Raw genomic sequence first — 16,889 nt, forward strand, 5'->3', positions numbered from 1 at the left:
TTCACAACAAGTGATATAGAAGATAAAACTAATCCTAAATTATATGATAAGTTACCCTTACATTCTGATGAATTTATCCAATTAATTTTTAATAAATTTTTAGATAAATAAGCAGATATTGAGGTAAGTTTAATTAGCATCTATTTTTGAATAGTTTGAAGATTTATAGTACTTGAAACTCTATCAAATTAAGATTATGGATTTGGAGACATAGGGTAGATCACTAGTATAATTTACTTCAACAATATTATGATCTTTATGCTATGTTGTGCCTTCTTACTGGTTTTTTGTTATATTTTCCCTTTTAATTTCCTATTGAGATTAATCAAATTAGGATTTTTATTATTAGATCAATGAAACGATATGTTTATACAAAAATTCCTATTTACATTAATAATGCGATTAATGTTATTTATATAAGAAATTCTAACCATTCCTTAAACGCTATAATAACGAAACTTTTATAGTATACGTTTGATTTCTTTTGGAAATATATAAATCGATTCAGCTACGCTAAACGAATTTGTTTAATTCGTGCCTTATTATTATGAATGATCTTGAATAACCTTCTAAAATTTGGTAGTTTACTGTAAGTTTTTTTTATCATTTCACAAAAAGAAGGTAATTGTTATGACAATCAAAGTAGGTATTAATGGTTTTGGCCGTATTGGTCGTATTGTTTTCCGTGCTGCACAAAAACGTTCAGACATTGAAATTGTTGCTATCAATGATTTATTAGATGTTGAGTATATGGCATATATGCTTAAATATGATTCAACTCATGGTCGATTTGACGGTACAGTTGAAGTTAAAGATGGCAAATTAGTTGTGAATGGCAAAACGATTCGTGTTACAGCTGAAAGAGATCCTGCGAATTTAAAATGGAATGAAGTTGGTGTTGATGTTGTTGCCGAAGCTACTGGTTTATTCTTAACAGATGAAACAGCTCGTAAACATATCCAAGCTGGAGCGAAGAAAGTTGTTTTAACTGGTCCTTCAAAAGATGCAACTCCAATGTTTGTTATTGGTGTTAATGATAAAGACTATGCTGGTCAAGATATCGTATCTAACGCTTCTTGTACTACTAACTGTTTAGCGCCTTTAGCGAAAGTTATCAACGACAATTTTGGTATTGTTGAAGCATTAATGACAACTGTTCATGCAACAACTGCAACTCAAAAAACTGTTGATGGTCCATCTCACAAAGATTGGCGTGGTGGTCGTGGTGCTGCTCAAAACATCATCCCTTCATCAACAGGTGCAGCTAAAGCTGTAGGTAAAGTTATTCCTGAATTAAACGGTAAATTAACAGGTATGGCTTTCCGTGTTCCAACTCCAGACGTTTCTGTTGTTGACTTAACTGCTCGTTTAGCAAAACCAGCTAAATATGAAGATATCTGTAAAGTAATCAAAGCTGCTGCTGAAGGCCCAATGAAAGGTGTTCTAGGTTATACTGAAGATGATGTTGTTTCAACAGACTTCTTAGGTGAAATCTGTACATCTGTATTTGATGCTAAAGCAGGTATCCAATTAAGTGACAATTTCGTTAAACTTGTTGCTTGGTATGATAATGAAGCAGGTTACTCTAACAAAGTATTAGATCTAATTGCAGTTATTTCTAAAAAATAATTAATATTAGATAATTAGTTTAACTTCCGAAAAAACGGCCTCAGGGTCGTTTTTTTTATGCCTAATACTTATGATTAATAGTCTCTTTAGACAAATAAAAAACGCCCATTTGCATGAGCGTTTTTGTTTTTATATGAATTATTTAATTAAGAAAATTAATTAAATAACGACAACTTCAGCCGCTGCTGGTCCACGTGGGCTATCTTGGATAGCAAATTCGACTTGTTGCCCTTCTGCTAATGTTTTGAATCCGTCGCCGGAAATTGCTGAAAAGTGAACAAATACATCTTTGCTTCCATCGGTTGGGGTAATAAAACCAAAACCTTTACTCTCGTTAAACCATTTTACTTGGCCAGTTTTCTTATTCATTTACTAGACATCCTAACAATAATTAATATTAGCCTTTTAAGGCTCGCTTAGACTAAAACACTATATTCATTAATCGACATTAAACGAAAATAATATGTTAAAAACATGGTTATAAAAGTTAAACGTTTTCATAAAAAAATAATGTGTTAAAAGTCTGTTACTATTACCGCATAAAATATAATCGAAAGCAAGACGTTAATTACAATTTTTTCATCTTAGAATGAAGTTTTTTCTAATATTTTTAGGTTTTATCAATCAATTGGATAGAAAGTAATTGTTACATTCTAAAAATGATAATTTTATTTCGAAAGTCAAAATAAATAGGGGAATTGGAGGGGGAATAAAATTATTTTATGCCCCTTCGTTTATCGGTTACTTTATTTAGTTAGTGGATTGCATCAATAATTGAGTTATTTATTTTTTGCTCTTTCAAAAGATTCCATAATTTCTTTACGAGCAGCATCAACATTTTCCCAACCGTCAACTTTAACCCATTTACCTTTTTCAAGTGCTTTATATTGTTCAAAAAAGTGTTTAATTTGAGATTTAAGTAATTCTGGTAAATCATCAACATCTTTGATGTGATCATACTCTTTTGAAAGTTTAGTATGTGGTACGGCTACTAATTTAGCATCAACACCTGACTCATCTGTCATTTTTAATACGCCAACAGGACGACAACGAATAACTGATCCAGGTTGTAATGGGTATGGGGTAGGAACTAAGACATCAACAGGATCACCATCTAAAGATAGTGTGTGATTGATATAACCATAATTACATGGGTAAAACATTGCTGTCGCCATAAAGCGATCAACAAATACAGCACCACTTTCTTTATCAACTTCATATTTGATTGGATCTGCGTTGGCTGGAATTTCAATCACAACATAAATATCATCTGGTAATTCTTTACCCGCTGGTACATTTAATAGTCCCATTTTTGTATCCTCTATACTTTGTTAAAACAAGGTTTAATAATAATTAACAATTTTACATTATAAAAACTAAATTGTGTCACTTAATTCTTTTAAATATTGAAAAATTTGTCTTGCCGTTTTAGGGGCTTTATTTGTTTCTGTCTCTTTTTTGGCTAAACGCGCAAGGGTACGAAGTTGTTGCCTGTCTGCTGTAGGAAACAGATTGATAATGGTTTCCGCATCACCGGTTTCGATTAACTCATCGCGCAATTTTTCTAATTTATGAAATATAGCTACTTGTTGATTATGGCGATTCTTGAGTTTATCTAGCGCTTGTGTAATTGGTTCTATATCACGGCTACGAAGTAATTTACCAATATATTGAATTTGTCTTCTATAACCTTCTTTTTTTATTTTCTGAGCTAATTCAATTGCATAAAGTAAATCATCATCAAGTGGTATTTTAACAATTTCGTTCTTACTTAAATTAACTAATTCTATGCCTAATTTTTTTAGTGCTTCGGCATCTCTTTTTATTTCACTTTTGCTGACATAAATAATTTCTTCATCAATAGTATCATTATCAAAATTTGGTTCTATTACTGTTTCTTTAAAGTTATTCATAGGTTTTCTTATGTTAACTGTTAACTAAAATGCAATTGTAGCTTATTATAACGTATCACTAGCATAAATGTAGAAAATAATAAGATGAGTATAGAACAAATAAAAAAAGACGCTAAAATTCAACAAACCACATTGTCTGTTATCGTTGCCAATGCGATAGAGCAAGCAAAACCTCGAGTCGATTCTGTAGAGGTTTCGATTAATCAATCAACCGGAATAAGTGTTAGCACACGTATGGGCGAGACGGAAAATGTCGAATTTAATAGTGATGGTGCCTTAGCTATTACTGTTTATCAAAATCAACGTAAAGGTAGTGCATCAACTAATGATTTGTCACCACAAGCGATCTCTCAAACGATTGATATGGCAATTAATATTATGCAATATACCTCAGCTGATCCCTATTCAGGCTTGGGGGATGTTAATTTAATGGCATTTAATCCTCCTGATTTAGATTTATTTTATCCGAGTGATTTAAATGTTGATAAAGCCATTGAACTGGTCAAGCAGGCTGAACAAAATGCATTAGCTTATCCTAAAATTATGAGTAGTGATGGTGGCTATTTTAGTAGTCGATATGGTGTTTATGTGTATGGTAATAGTTTAGGTATGTTACAAGGCTATTGCGCAAGTTCACATTCACTCTCTTGTTCTGTCATTGCTGAGCAAGATGGACAAATGGAACGAAATTATGCTTACACTTCATCACGCGATTTTGATCAATTAGCAACGCCAGTTTGGGTTGGGCAGCAAGCCGCAGAAAAGACCATTGCTCATTTGGGGGCAAAACAAATAGCAACTATGCAAGTACCTGTTCTTTTTTGTCCAGATGTTGCCGTTGGATTATTGGGGCATTTAATTGGTGCTATTAGTGGTGGAGCAATATACCGAAAATCTTCGTTTCTATTAGATAGTGTTGGTCAAGCAATTTTCCCTACATGGATGACAATTTTTGAAGATCCTCATATTTTAAAAGGGGTTGGTTCTTCACCGTTTGATAGCGAAGGAACACAAACAGTGAAACGAAATATTATTGAACAAGGGGTATTGCAAACTTATTTGCTGAGTAACTATTCTGCTAGAAAATTAGGATTAACACCAACTGGTCATGCCGGAGGTATCCATAATTGGTTAGTGTCACCAAGCCAAACTGATGCAGATTTTTATGTAATGTTGAAAAAACTGGATAAAGGCGTGGTGATCACATCGTTAATGGGACAGGGTGTGAACAATGTCACTGGCGACTATTCACGAGGAGCAACCGGATTTTGGGTTGAAAATGGTCAAATTCAATACCCTATTAACGAAATCACGATAGCGGGTAATCTTAAAGATATGTATAAAAATATTGTAGCTATTGGTAATGATATTGAAAAAAGGGGTAATATTCAAAGTGGTTCAATTTTAATTGAAAATATGAGTATAGCCGGAAAATAAGGAACAGTATGGGAAAATTCACAAATAGTACACTTTTCCAAAAAATTACATCATGGATGCCGGGACTTAAAAGTTTATTACAGTATAAGCGTGAATATTTGAATTTTGACGTCAAAGCAGGACTCTCCGTCGCAGCAGTTTCGCTTCCAGTATCAATTGCTTATGCCGAATTGACCGGTGTTGGCGCAATTGCTGGTTTATATTCAACTATTTTACCGCTTATTGTTTATGCGCTATTTGGCTCATCAAGACAACTGATTATAGGCCCAGATACAGCAACTTGCGCAGTAGTGGCAGCGGTAGTTTTTCCATTAGCGGCAAACGATCCAATTTTGCGTTGGCAATTAGTGGTGTTACTAACCATAATGATAGGTATTTGGTGTCTTATCGCGGGGAAATTACATCTTGGTGCGTTGGCTGACTTGCTTAGTCAACCAATCTTAATTGGTTTATTAAATGGTATTTCAATTACGATCATGGTGGATCAGCTTGCTAAAACATTAGGTTTTAGTTATGACTATTCCTATTTAATTGAGCGAATTGTTTATCTTCCTTTTAAAATTTCACAAATCCATATTGGAACAGCCATTGTTTCGTTTTTTACGTTAGTGATTTTGATTGTTTTAAAAAGAGTCAAACCGCGATATCCAGCCCCGCTTTTGGCCGTTATAATTCTGACTCTTTTTTCTTGGTTATTTAATTTTCAGCAATATGATATTAGGATTATTGGACAAGTAACGGGTGATTTTATTCCAGCTGAATCATGGCTAAGTTTTGATAAAGGATTAATGCGGGATTTAGTCGTACCGTCACTTAATATTGCTGTTATATGTTTTGTCAGTATGATGATAACTGTGCGTAGTTTTGCCACCAAGAATAACTATGAAACTAATGCCGATACTGAATTTAAAGCACTTGGTATGGCCAATATTGTTGCTGGGTTATCGCAAGGATTTGTGGTCAGTGGCACATCTTCACGTACAGCAGTTAATGATGCAAATGGAGGCAAGACGCAATTAGTTTCAATTATTGCTGCTATGTTAATTGGTATTGTGGTGATATTTTTCCTTTCGCCTTTGCAATATATTCCAACTAGTGTATTAGGGGTGATTCTTATTTACTCGTCTATTTCGCTTATCAATTTTCAAACGATATTACGCTTTTTTAAATTTGATCGCGATGCTTTTTATCTTAGTTTGTCAACGTTGATTGCTGTATTAGTTATTGGCATTATTCCCGGTATGGCGTTGGCTGTGTTATTAGGTCTCTTTTTATTTTTACGTCGAGTGTTTAGACCGAAAGATCAGCTATTAGGCGTGGATGCAAGTGGTAGGATCCATTCTATAAGTCAAGATGTTCAACCGATAAAAAACACGTTAATTTACCGTTTTAATTCACCACTTACCTATTTCAATATTGCCTATTTCAAACGGCGTATTATTAGTTATATTGATGAGGCACAGGAGCCAATAAACTATGTGGTTGTTGATGCAATTCCTTGTTTTACTTATAAAGATGTGAGTGTATTATTAGGAATTGATGAGTTAGTAAAATCGTTGAAAGTACGTAATGTGACTTTGATTTTATCAGGCAGACGAAAAACCTTAAAAAATTGGTTTAAACAGATGAATATAAAGCTGGATGAACAATATATAGAATTTGCTTATGATCTTTATTTCGCTGTGAGGTTAATACAAAGTAAAGAACACATGGAAAGCAAAGATGATGAAGATGATGTTAGTTAACGCCTTATTTTTTAATTAATTATGATTTATTAAATTACTCAAGGAATATTATGAATCAGACAAACAGCAGTATAAAAATCGAAATGCTTAGCACGGGTGATGAAGTATTGTATGGTCAAATTGTAGATACCAATGCAGCGTGGTTGTCTGAATTTCTTTTTCAGGAAGGTTTTTTAATTACTTCACGTCATACAGTAGGTGATAACCTACAACAGCTTATTCAAACACTACAAGAACGTAGTTTAATTAATGATGTATTAATAATTAATGGTGGACTTGGTCCTACTAGTGATGATTTAAGCGCCGAAGCTGCTGCACGTGCAAAAAATGAATCGCTTATACTACATGAAGAGTGGTTAATTGAGATAGAGCGTTATTTTAAAAGTCGTGGTAAAACAATGCCAGCTAATAACCGAAAGCAAGCGATGTTACCACAAAGTGCATCAATTCTTGATAATCCAATTGGCACTGCTTGTGGGTTTAAAATGCAGATGAACAACTGTATTTTATTTTTTACGCCCGGTGTACCTTCTGAATTCAAAGAGATGATAAGAACATCAATACTGCCACAAATAAAATTAAATTTTCCCCATGTTGAGAGATCATTATGTTATCGTTTAGCAACGATAGGGCGTTCAGAAAGCGAATTAGCAACAGAAATAGACCAAAAATTAGCGATACCTATTGATATAATAGTTGGATATCGCGCAACAATGCCGATTATTGAGTTAAAATTAACGGGTCCTTTGCATCAAAAAAATCAAATGGATAAGTTATGGGAACAAATAAAAGCCATAGTTGCTGATAATTTATTGTATGAAGGGAATATTGCTAAACAAGCAGAATTTGAATTAGCTAAAATAGTTTCAACATTATTGCATGACAAGGGTATGAATATTGTGATTATTGAGCAGCAATCTGCCGGTATGATTGGTTATCAATTGTTTGAATCAGATGCACCAATAGTCAAATCTGAAGTTAACCCTTTATTAGTTGAAGATCCTAGTGATTATTTTTTACAAATGTTAACTGACAATAAAGCGGATATAGCTTTGGGTTTGGTTAATTTTAAAGAAAAAAATAGTCAATTTACTTTAATTATTGCAACGGCAAAACAGGTGTTACAGTTTAATTTGAAGTATATTGGCCGCAAGCAGAATCGACAGATAGAACAGCAAATTTTATCAACCATAGCTTTAGATGGGTTACGGCGCTATCTTTTAAATAAACCAATCATTGGACCGAATGTTTGGTTAGAGGTTATCGAGTAACACAACCATAAGGTGCGCTTAATCAGGAATTTTTGTTTGTTTTGTTAGTACTAGTGATATAAAGAATATTAGTTATTAGTATAGACAATTCCCTACAAAATTAAGTAGAATAGCCAATCTTCCTGAAAAAGCAATCAAGTAAAAACATTAGAGGTAAAAATGGCTCGTGTAACTGTTCAAGATGCAGTAGAAAAAATTGGCAATCGTTTTGATCTTGTTTTAGTCGCAGCAAGACGCGCACGTCAATTACAAGTCGAAAATAAATCACCATTACTTCCTGAAGAAAATGACAAAGAAACCGTTGTAGCTTTGCGTGAAATTGAAGATGGTCTGGTAAATAAACAAATTCTTGATACAGCAGAATTTCAGGCTCGTCAAGATGAAGAGGCTGAAGTTCGTTCTAATCTTCATGAATCGATTCTTCTTGAAAATACGCCGTCATACGAATAAGCTTTTTGCTGAGAATTGCCTATGCAATATTTTGATAGCTTAAAAGAGGTTGTTGCATCTTATCTTCCACCTAAACAAGTAGAACTTATACAAGATGCTTATCTCTTTGCTAAAAAAGCACATGAAGGGCAATTCCGATGTAGTGGTGAACCTTATGTCACTCATCCTGTCGCCGTCGCCACCATTTTGGCGGACATGCGACTTGATTATGAAACCATTATCGCTGCACTTTTACATGATACTATCGAAGATACACCGATCACTTTTCAAGATATAACTAAAGAGTTTGGCAAACATGTTGCTGTTTTAGTTGAAGGTGTATCCAAACTTGATAAATTAAAATTCCGTAATCGACAAGAGGCACAAGCTGAAAATTTTCGGAAAATGGTTTTAGCCATGACCGAGGATGTGCGTGTCATATTGATTAAGCTTGCCGATCGCACTCATAACATGCGTACCCTTGGTGCTTTGAGGCCGGATAAACGTCGTCGAATTGCCAAAGAAACCCTAGAGATTTATGCGCCACTAGCTCACCGTTTAGGCATACATCATATTAAAACCGAATTAGAGATTTTAGGTTTTGCAGCCATGCATCCTAATCGAGCTAAAGTGATTGAAAAAGTTGTTAAAGCTGCTCGTGGAACCAGAAAAGAGTTGATTCAACAAATCTTATCTGAAATAAGGGGACGCCTGTCAGAAGCTAAAATTGATGCGGTGGTTGAAGGGCTTGAAAAGAATATCTATGCAATTTATCAAAAAATGCAATTGCGTGAACAACATTTTCACTCAATTATGGATATCTATATCTTCAGAATTGTAGTAAAAGATGTCGATGCTTGTTATCGCGCGCTTGGGTTAGTCCATAATTTATATAAACCGCGCCTCAATCGTTTTAAAGATTATATTGCTATTCCTAAAGCGAATGGTTATCAATCTTTGCACTCATCATTGATTGGGCCTCATGGTACGCCGGTTGAAGTTCAGATCCGTACTGAGGATATGGATCAAATGGCTGAAATGGGTGTAGCAGCACATTGGGTCTATAATGAAAATGATGAACTCACCAATACGACTGCGCAGATTAAAGCACAGCGTTGGATGCAAAGCTTATTAGAATTACAACAAAGTGTAGGTAATTCGTTTGAGTTTATTGAAAATGTAAAATCAGATCTGTTTCCTAAAGAGATCTACGTATTTACACCTAAAGGACGTATTGTTCAGTTACCAGAAGGTTCGACGGCAGTCGATCTGGCTTATGCGGTTCATTCAGATATCGGCTACCAATGTATTGGTGCTTTTGTGGATCGCAAACCTTATCCGCTTTCACAACCATTAAGTAGTGGGCAAACCGTTGAAATTATCACTTCATCGGAAGGGCGACCTAATGCGAACTGGCTAAATTTTGTGGTCAGTGCAAAAGCAAGATCTCGTATTCGCCAAGCACTTAAAACATTAAAACGAGAAGATGCAATCGAGTTAGGTCGACGGTTGTTAGATCTCTCTTTAGTCAAATCTGGTGGTATACAAGCGCTTTCACCTAAAAAAATTGAGCGAATCATTGAATTAACAAAATTACCGACCTTTGATGATGTGTTGGCTGAGATTGGACTTGGTAACATAATGAGCCACTTTATTGCTAAAGGATTAGAGCATAAAGAGTTATTGCAAAATCAACCACAAGCGAATAAAACGTTAGTCATAACAGGTAGCGAAGGCGTTTTGGTGACGTTTTCTAAATGTTGTCATCCAATTCCAAATGATCCAATTATTGGTCATGTTAGTCCAGAAAAAGGGTTAACTGTTCATCATGAATCTTGTCGAAATATAACTGGTTATCAAAATTATCCAGAAAAGTATATTGCCTTGAAATGGGCGGCAAATATAAATCAATTTTTTGTTGCTGAAATTTGGGTGGATATTTTAAATAATCAAGGTTCACTGGGGCATATTATTTCTATCATTAATGATGAGAAAGCACATATTCAATGGCTCAATAGTGAAGAAAAAGATAGACAGATTTATACTATTATTTTGCAACTAGAAGTAAAAGACGCTCAACAACTTAGTGAATTAATACGCAAAATTGCACTTCAACAAGATGTTGTCAGTGTTATTCGTAATATTAATTAATCACTATGACAAACCGTTTTTTTAATTATATCCCGTTAATACAGATAACCGGTATCGGTACTACATTAGAAAAAAAATTTCATTCCTTGGAGATTTATACGGTTCAAGATCTCCTTCTTCACTTCCCATTACGTTATGAAGATCGTAATACATCTTGTGCAATCGGCGATGTTTCAATAGGTGAATATACCACCATAGAAGGCAATATTATTAAAAGTGAGGTTGTGTTTAGACGTCGGCAAATGTTGATTTGTCATATTCAAGATGATACAGGAATCGCCATATTAAGATTTATGCATTTTAATGCTGGAATGAAAGCAACATTAGTTCCTGGTAAATGGATCAGTGCTTATGGTGAGGTAAAAGCAGGTAAAACGTACCCTGAAATTATTCATCCTCAGTTTAAAATTAATCGCGAGGATAAATCCAATACTATTGATGACAAACAGGAAAGGTATACTCCAATCTATCCAACTACCCATGGGTTAACTCAAAATGTCATTCGTAAATTGATTCAATCAGCTTTATTATTGCTTAAGCGTAATCCTCCTGTTGAAATTCTTCCTGAACAGTTAGCCTGTCACTATTTAGGTGTATTAGAGTCTTTAAATATTATTCATAATCCACCTATTGATACTGACATTTCTCAATTAACAATGGGAGAACATCCGGCAATTAAACGATTTATTTTTGAAGAATTACTTGCTTATCATTTAAGTATGCTCATGTTAAAGACGCATAATCAAGAGCAACAAGCTTATTCAATTATTCCAAATCAACATTGCATATCTCGATTTTTATCTGCTTTACCCTACACGCCAACTAATGCTCAGCAACGTGTTGTTCACGATATTTATCAAGATATGGCCAAATCAATACCTATGATGCGTTTAATTCAAGGGGATGTTGGGTCGGGAAAGACTTTGGTTGCGGCATTAGCGGCATTAAATGCTATTGAAAATGGTTATCAAGTTGTATTAATGGCACCAACTGAAATTTTAGCCGAGCAACATTTCAATAATTTTAAACAATGGTTTGAGCCACTTGTAATCAACGTCGATTGGTTATCAGGGCGTTTAACGCCTAAAAATAAACAACAACGTTATGAAAGTATTAAAAATGGCGAGATAGCCATGTTAATAGGAACTCACGCGGTATTTGTTGATAAAGTTGAATTTGCAAAACTTGGTTTAGTTATTATTGATGAACAACATCGTTTTGGCGTAAACCAACGGTTAAGTTTATGGGAAAAAGGCATCAAAAATCAGCTTCACCCACATCAATTGATAATGACAGCAACACCTATTCCCAGAACGCTTGCTATGACAATATATGCTGATTTAGATGTTTCTATTATTGATGAATTGCCTCCCGGTAGAACGCCGATTACCACAGTGGTTATTCCCAATTCACGTCGTGATGAAATCATTGAACGAGTCAATCAAGCCTGTCTGGAAAATCGTCAAGTTTATTGGGTTTGTACGTTAGTGGAAGAGTCAGAAACACTTGATGCACAAGCCGCTGAAATGCTGGTTGTTGAGTTACAACAGAAGCTTCCTCATTTATCGATCTCACTTGTTCATGGGAAAATGAAGTCTGAGCAAAAGCAATCGGTGATGCAAGGATTTAAACAAGGCGATATACAACTTTTGGTTGCAACTACCGTTATTGAAGTCGGTGTTGATGTACCTAATGCAAGTTTAATGATCATCGAAAATGCTGAACGTTTGGGGCTTGCTCAATTACATCAACTGCGTGGGCGAGTAGGGCGAGGTACCGCCGTTTCTCACTGTGTATTGATGTATCAACCGCCATTAAGCAAAGTCGCACAAGCGCGCATGAAAGTAATGCGTGATAGCAATGACGGATTTGTTATAGCACAAAGAGATCTAGAAATTCGCGGCAGTGGTGAGATTTTGGGAACCCGGCAAATGGGTATAGCCAATTTTAAAATAGTTGATCTCATTCGTGATCAACATTTAATTAGTGATGTTCAAAAGGTTTCATATTATCTCCAACAAAACTATCCTAAAACGGCTCATCAATTAGTGGAGTGTTGGCTTCCAGATCGTCAAAAATACATTAATGCCTAGCGATCTGTTTTTAAATTGTTAAAGGTAAATCGGTCAAAGTATTACTCGATAAATGATTGATATTTCTTTTAACTATTGGATAACGGTGGTTAAAAAGGTAAAGATAATTGTGGACTTTGGTATAGTTACAAAGCCCACAAATTTGTTCAGTATTTACAGGAAAGAACGATAAGGTAGTTCTGGCTCATCAGTGAAAATATCCCTAAAGCCACGATAATGTTGATAATGCATTTTGTTTTTATCGGTTGGATAAGTATATCTACCGCCTACTTGCCAGAAGAATGGTGTAAATTGATACTCAAGTCGATCTTTTTTCATTTCCCAAAGTACTTCAATCTCACGAGGATCACTTTGGAAGTTAGACCAGATATCATGATGAAATGGAATAACCACTTTTGTATTGAGTGACTCAGCTGCGCGTAAGATATCCGAAGAGGTCATTTTATCGGTTACACCACGAGGGTTTTCACCGTAAGAAAGTAACGCAACATCAATTTTATAATCATTACCATGTTTCGCATAATAGTTAGAATAGTGTGAATCACCTGAATGATAAATTGAACCACCTGAAGTTTGAAATAAATAGTTAACCGCTCTATCATTCATGCCATCTAAAATCGCTTTATCTGTTGATGAGACACCTTGTGGTAAGGTTACCAGAGAGGTTCTGTCAAATGAGTCTAATACTTGAATAGTGATATCACCAACTTTAATTGTTTCTCCCACTTTGGCGACAATACAACGTTCAGCCGGAACACCCCAACTTTTCCATAACTCTACACAAGCCTTAGGTCCGATGAATTTGACGCTCGGTGAGCAGTTTTGTATTACCGCAGCCGCAACATTAGCATCAATATGATCGGCATGATCATGGGTTGCCATTACTGCATCAATCTCTTTAATGGCAAAAGGGTCAAGTACAAATGGACTGGTTCTCAAGTTTGGTTGTAATTCACGGACGCCCCCCATTCGCATCATTTGATGTTGCTTTTTCATCAATGGATTAGCATGTGTTTTTTTACCGGTTCCGCACCAAAAGTCGACACAAATGTTGGTGTTACCAGCTGATTTTAACCAGATGCCTGTGCAAGCAAGCCACCACATGGTAAATGTATTGGGCTTAACCACTGTATTTTCTATCTCTTCATTAAGCCAGGTTCCCCATTCTGGAAATGTGTCTAATATCCACGATTCACGCGTTATTTGGTCTACTTTACTCATACTTTGTTCCTTTTTAAATTAAATAGTTAGACTAAAATCACTTCAACACCTTGTTCCTTAATACTCTCGATTACATCTTTATTGGCTTGCTTACCGGTAATTAAGATATCAATTTTACTTACTGGGCAAAAAAGCATGCCTGAATTTGCTTTGGTATCAATTTTTGAGCTATCAACTACGACGACAAGTTTTTCAGCTTTTTCCAATATTTGTTGTTCAGCAACTGCACTTAATATCTCATTTTTATAAAGGCCAGTTGGTGTTAATGTTTTTCCACTGGTAAACATCCATTTACCTGCATAAGAATCAGTAATGCTAGCAATAGGGTTAAGAATAATATTTTGTGTTTTGTTATATAAACCACCCATAATGATGACATTTTCATGATCATGCTCAATCAGATAACAAGCCAAAGGAAAATAATTAGTGATAATTGAGACATTTTTACCACACAATTCTCGCCCTAATAAAAAGGCGGTTGATCCACAATTAATCACAATATTTTCATCACTTGCGCACAATTTAGCAGCTCGAATAGCGATACGGGCTTTCTCATGATAATGATCAGTATTATTTATACCAATTGGCGCCCAAATCGGTTTTTGTTCCTCTAAACGCATAATACCGTTACGAACTTTTTTGACCCGACCATCTTGTGCTAACTTAGTAATATCTCGCCGAGCTGTTGCAGGCGAGATAGCAAAATCCGACACAATTTCTGTTACTTTGAGAAAACCTCTTTCGTTAACTAATGCGACAATTTCATTGTGTCGCGTTAATTCATTCATCTATTACCTCTTTTCTTATATCATTTTATGATTTTATTTGATTATTTGTGATAATAATTTTCATTTTTTATATTGTCAATTGCTTTTAATCGTATTTTAAAGGGTATTTATATATCTATTTAATAATTATGAATTTATTTTTAAAAACAGGCTTGTTTTTTAACAATAATGTGATGTTTGTCACAGATATTAAGTGTATTGAAATAGAAAAGTGATCTACATCAAATTAATCATAAATAATCATTGAATGATTGTTTGTGATTATAGAATATGGTTAGCGTTAATCAATCAATTTAATTAACCGACTAAAGTGACCTGTCATCTCCTTAACTCACTTTACCGTAAACAACCATATAACAGGCATTGAGATGAAGTTAGCTAACAGGCTATTAGGTTAAATAATGTCGATAACTAATGAGAGGGGCATATGGAAGTAATCTATAACATATTTTATATTTTTTATAGTCAGGTCATGACAAAGGCACCTTTGTTACTCGGCTTAGTAACATTGTTAGGTTATTGTCTTTTACGAAAAGATATAACAACTGTACTCAAAGGAACGATTAAAACTATCGTTGGTTTTATGTTACTACAAGTTGGATCTGGCGTATTGGTTTCAACGTTCAAGCCAGTCATATCAAAACTATCTGAATATCATGGTATTAAAGGTTCGATCATAGATACTTATGCATCAATGGTAGCGGTCGAAAATAATATGGGTGAATACTACTCATGGGTAGGGTATGCGGTTTTATTAGCGCTATCAATCAATATTCTGTTAGTTATTTTCCGTCGTTTAACGGGTATTCGCACTATTATGTTAACCGGTCATATTATGTTTCAACAGGTGGGTTTAATCGCTCTATTTTATTTCCTGTTTGGTTATAGTATGTGGGAAACAATCATCTATTCCGCCATTATTACTGCATTATATTGGGGGATCTTCTCTAATATGATGTTTAAACCAACAGAAGAAGTAACCGGAGGCGCAGGTTTTTCAATTGGTCACCAACAACAACTAGGCTCATGGATTGCGGTGAAATTAGCTCCTAAACTAGGCAATAAAGCTGATTCTGTTGATAATCTAAAACTGCCAAAGTGGTTACATATTTTTCACGATAGTATTGCTGCCACCACTATTGTTATGACCTTCTTTTTTGGCATTATTTTACTGTCATTTGGGTTAGATAACTTACAGACTATGGCAGGTAAAACTCATTGGACTATCTATATCTTTGAAACTGGTCTTAAATTTGCCGTTGCCATACAAATAATTGTTGGTGGTGTAAGAATGTTCGTTGCTGAACTATCAGAAGCCTTCAAAGGGATCTCAGAAAAACTGATACCTAATGCCGTACTTGCTATCGACTGTGCTGCAATTTATGCGTTTTCACCTAATGCCATGGTATTTGGCTTTATTTGGGGTGCATTAGGTCAGTTTTTAGCGATTGCGCTGCTACTCATCTTTAAATCCCCAATTATGATTATTCCAGGTTTTATTCCTATGTTCTTCTCGAATGCAACCATTGGTGTTTTTGCTAATCAATTCGGTGGTTGGAAAGCAGTAATGAAAATCTGTTTTGTGATGGGCATGATAGAAGTACTTGGCTCGGCTTGGGTTATTAATATTTTTGCTCAAAACGGCACACCAATCGATGCTTGGATGGGAATGGCCGATTGGGCGATTTTATTTCCACCAATTTTACAAGGTTTGTCATTCTCACATCTATTTATCTATCTAATCATCGCGTTAGCACTGGTTTATATGTTCTTTGCAGCTAAACAGTTACGGATAGATGAAGCATTACAAAAAAATCAACCAGAAGATAATAACGTTCATCAAGATGTCAATGAGGCAGTAGTTGAAAAAATGGACGAAGTAGCCATTAGTGAAGGGCGACCAATTCGTATCCTTGCGGTATGTGGTAGTGGTCAAGGTTCATCAATGATGATGAAAATGAAAATTGCCAATTATTTAGATAAAAAAGGTATCCCAAATGTAATGGATTCTTGTGCTGTCACTGATTATAAATCTCGATTACCTAATGTTGACATTATTGTTGCATCTAAACATCTCATTCATGAAATTGAAGTAAATGAAGGACAACATGCGTTAGGTGTACAAAATATGTTAAACCCGCAAACGTTTGGGGATGAATTAATCGATCTTATTAATAAAGTTAATGGTAAATAGACTAGTTAATTATAAGGA

The 16,889-nt window shown here is 35.0% G+C and carries 13 protein-coding genes; 8 read left to right on the top strand and 5 right to left on the bottom strand.

Going from position 1 to position 16,889, the window contains the following annotated elements; translation table 11 throughout:
* The first annotated feature begins 630 nt into the window (after positions 1-630).
* Positions 631-1,629: a glyceraldehyde-3-phosphate dehydrogenase gene (gapA, locus tag A9G11_RS09965; RefSeq protein WP_065619462.1), complete on the top strand. Its 999-nt coding sequence runs from the start codon at positions 631-633 to the stop codon at positions 1,627-1,629.
* Positions 1,630-1,788: 159 nt separating this feature from the next.
* Here the strand turns inward: gapA and cspE are convergent, their stop codons facing one another.
* From cspE to yjgA, 3 genes are all read right to left on the bottom strand, one after another.
* A complete protein-coding gene (gene cspE, locus A9G11_RS09970; RefSeq protein ID WP_065619463.1) occupies positions 1,789-1,998 on the bottom strand; it encodes a transcription antiterminator/RNA stability regulator CspE in 210 nt (69 codons plus the stop codon).
* 410 nt (positions 1,999-2,408) lie between these two features.
* Positions 2,409-2,939 (bottom strand): inorganic diphosphatase, encoded by a 531-nt coding sequence (ppa, locus tag A9G11_RS09975; protein ID WP_065619464.1) that lies wholly within the window; start codon positions 2,937-2,939, stop codon positions 2,409-2,411.
* A gap of 66 nt (positions 2,940-3,005) precedes the next feature.
* Positions 3,006-3,542: a ribosome biogenesis factor YjgA gene (yjgA, locus tag A9G11_RS09980; protein WP_065619465.1), complete on the bottom strand. Its 537-nt coding sequence runs from the start codon at positions 3,540-3,542 to the stop codon at positions 3,006-3,008.
* An 84-nt stretch (positions 3,543-3,626) separates the two neighbouring features.
* Between yjgA and pmbA the strand changes: the two genes are divergently transcribed.
* The 6 genes from pmbA to recG all read left to right on the top strand — a co-directional run bounded on the left by pmbA (position 3,627) and on the right by recG (position 12,668).
* Positions 3,627-4,979, top strand: coding sequence for a metalloprotease PmbA (gene pmbA / locus A9G11_RS09985; RefSeq protein ID WP_065619466.1), 1,353 nt, complete (start codon positions 3,627-3,629; stop codon positions 4,977-4,979).
* Between the two features lie 8 nt (positions 4,980-4,987).
* The gene (locus A9G11_RS09990) at positions 4,988-6,724 is read left to right on the top strand and encodes a SulP family inorganic anion transporter (protein WP_065619467.1); all 1,737 of its coding nucleotides are present in this window, start codon (positions 4,988-4,990) and stop codon (positions 6,722-6,724) included.
* Between the two features lie 50 nt (positions 6,725-6,774).
* A complete protein-coding gene (locus A9G11_RS09995) occupies positions 6,775-7,995 on the top strand; it encodes a CinA family nicotinamide mononucleotide deamidase-related protein (protein ID WP_065619468.1) in 1,221 nt (406 codons plus the stop codon).
* A 159-nt stretch (positions 7,996-8,154) separates the two neighbouring features.
* Positions 8,155-8,445 (top strand): DNA-directed RNA polymerase subunit omega, encoded by a 291-nt coding sequence (gene rpoZ, locus A9G11_RS10000; RefSeq protein ID WP_065619469.1) that lies wholly within the window; start codon positions 8,155-8,157, stop codon positions 8,443-8,445.
* Between the two features lie 21 nt (positions 8,446-8,466).
* On the top strand, positions 8,467-10,575 hold the full coding sequence (spoT, locus tag A9G11_RS10005) for a bifunctional GTP diphosphokinase/guanosine-3',5'-bis pyrophosphate 3'-pyrophosphohydrolase (protein WP_065619470.1): 2,109 nt from the start codon (positions 8,467-8,469) through the stop codon (positions 10,573-10,575).
* Positions 10,576-10,580: 5 nt separating this feature from the next.
* The gene (gene recG / locus A9G11_RS10010; protein WP_065619471.1) at positions 10,581-12,668 is read left to right on the top strand and encodes an ATP-dependent DNA helicase RecG; all 2,088 of its coding nucleotides are present in this window, start codon (positions 10,581-10,583) and stop codon (positions 12,666-12,668) included.
* 153 nt (positions 12,669-12,821) lie between these two features.
* On the opposite strand, the gene ulaG is transcribed toward recG, so the two are convergent.
* Positions 12,822-13,889 carry an L-ascorbate 6-phosphate lactonase gene (ulaG, locus tag A9G11_RS10015; protein WP_065619472.1) on the bottom strand — a complete coding sequence of 356 codons (1,068 nt, stop codon included), beginning with the start codon at positions 13,887-13,889 and terminating at the stop codon, positions 12,822-12,824.
* Positions 13,890-13,915: 26 nt separating this feature from the next.
* Positions 13,916-14,677 (bottom strand): HTH-type transcriptional regulator UlaR, encoded by a 762-nt coding sequence (gene ulaR / locus A9G11_RS10020; RefSeq protein ID WP_065619473.1) that lies wholly within the window; start codon positions 14,675-14,677, stop codon positions 13,916-13,918.
* Between the two features lie 427 nt (positions 14,678-15,104).
* Here ulaR and A9G11_RS10025 point away from each other — a divergent pair, with 427 nt between their 5' ends.
* Entirely contained in the window at positions 15,105-16,871 is a 1,767-nt protein-coding gene (locus A9G11_RS10025; RefSeq protein WP_065619474.1) for a PTS ascorbate-specific subunit IIBC, read from the top strand.
* The last annotated feature ends 18 nt before the right edge of the window (positions 16,872-16,889 follow it).

The sequence above is a fragment of the Gilliamella sp. wkB108 genome, from assembly GCF_001690195.1.
GTDB classification, from domain to species: domain Bacteria; phylum Pseudomonadota; class Gammaproteobacteria; order Enterobacterales; family Orbaceae; genus Gilliamella; species Gilliamella apicola_L.

What these genes read in the sequence shown, in the direction of transcription:
- pmbA (WP_065619466.1), top strand. Translation starts at nt 3,627, where the DNA reads ATGAGTATAGAACAAATAAAAAAAGACGCTAAAATTCAACAAACCACA.
- rpoZ (WP_065619469.1), top strand. Translation starts at nt 8,155, where the DNA reads ATGGCTCGTGTAACTGTTCAAGATGCAGTAGAAAAAATTGGCAATCGT.
- ulaR (WP_065619473.1), bottom strand. Translation starts at nt 14,677, where the DNA reads ATGAATGAATTAACGCGACACAATGAAATTGTCGCATTAGTTAACGAA.
- yjgA (WP_065619465.1), bottom strand. Translation starts at nt 3,542, where the DNA reads ATGAATAACTTTAAAGAAACAGTAATAGAACCAAATTTTGATAATGAT.
- A9G11_RS10025 (WP_065619474.1), top strand. Translation starts at nt 15,105, where the DNA reads ATGGAAGTAATCTATAACATATTTTATATTTTTTATAGTCAGGTCATG.
- ppa (WP_065619464.1), bottom strand. Translation starts at nt 2,939, where the DNA reads ATGGGACTATTAAATGTACCAGCGGGTAAAGAATTACCAGATGATATT.
- recG (WP_065619471.1), top strand. Translation starts at nt 10,581, where the DNA reads ATGACAAACCGTTTTTTTAATTATATCCCGTTAATACAGATAACCGGT.
- gapA (WP_065619462.1), top strand. Translation starts at nt 631, where the DNA reads ATGACAATCAAAGTAGGTATTAATGGTTTTGGCCGTATTGGTCGTATT.
- spoT (WP_065619470.1), top strand. Translation starts at nt 8,467, where the DNA reads ATGCAATATTTTGATAGCTTAAAAGAGGTTGTTGCATCTTATCTTCCA.
- A9G11_RS09990 (WP_065619467.1), top strand. Translation starts at nt 4,988, where the DNA reads ATGGGAAAATTCACAAATAGTACACTTTTCCAAAAAATTACATCATGG.
- ulaG (WP_065619472.1), bottom strand. Translation starts at nt 13,889, where the DNA reads ATGAGTAAAGTAGACCAAATAACGCGTGAATCGTGGATATTAGACACA.
- cspE (WP_065619463.1), bottom strand. Translation starts at nt 1,998, where the DNA reads ATGAATAAGAAAACTGGCCAAGTAAAATGGTTTAACGAGAGTAAAGGT.
- A9G11_RS09995 (WP_065619468.1), top strand. Translation starts at nt 6,775, where the DNA reads ATGAATCAGACAAACAGCAGTATAAAAATCGAAATGCTTAGCACGGGT.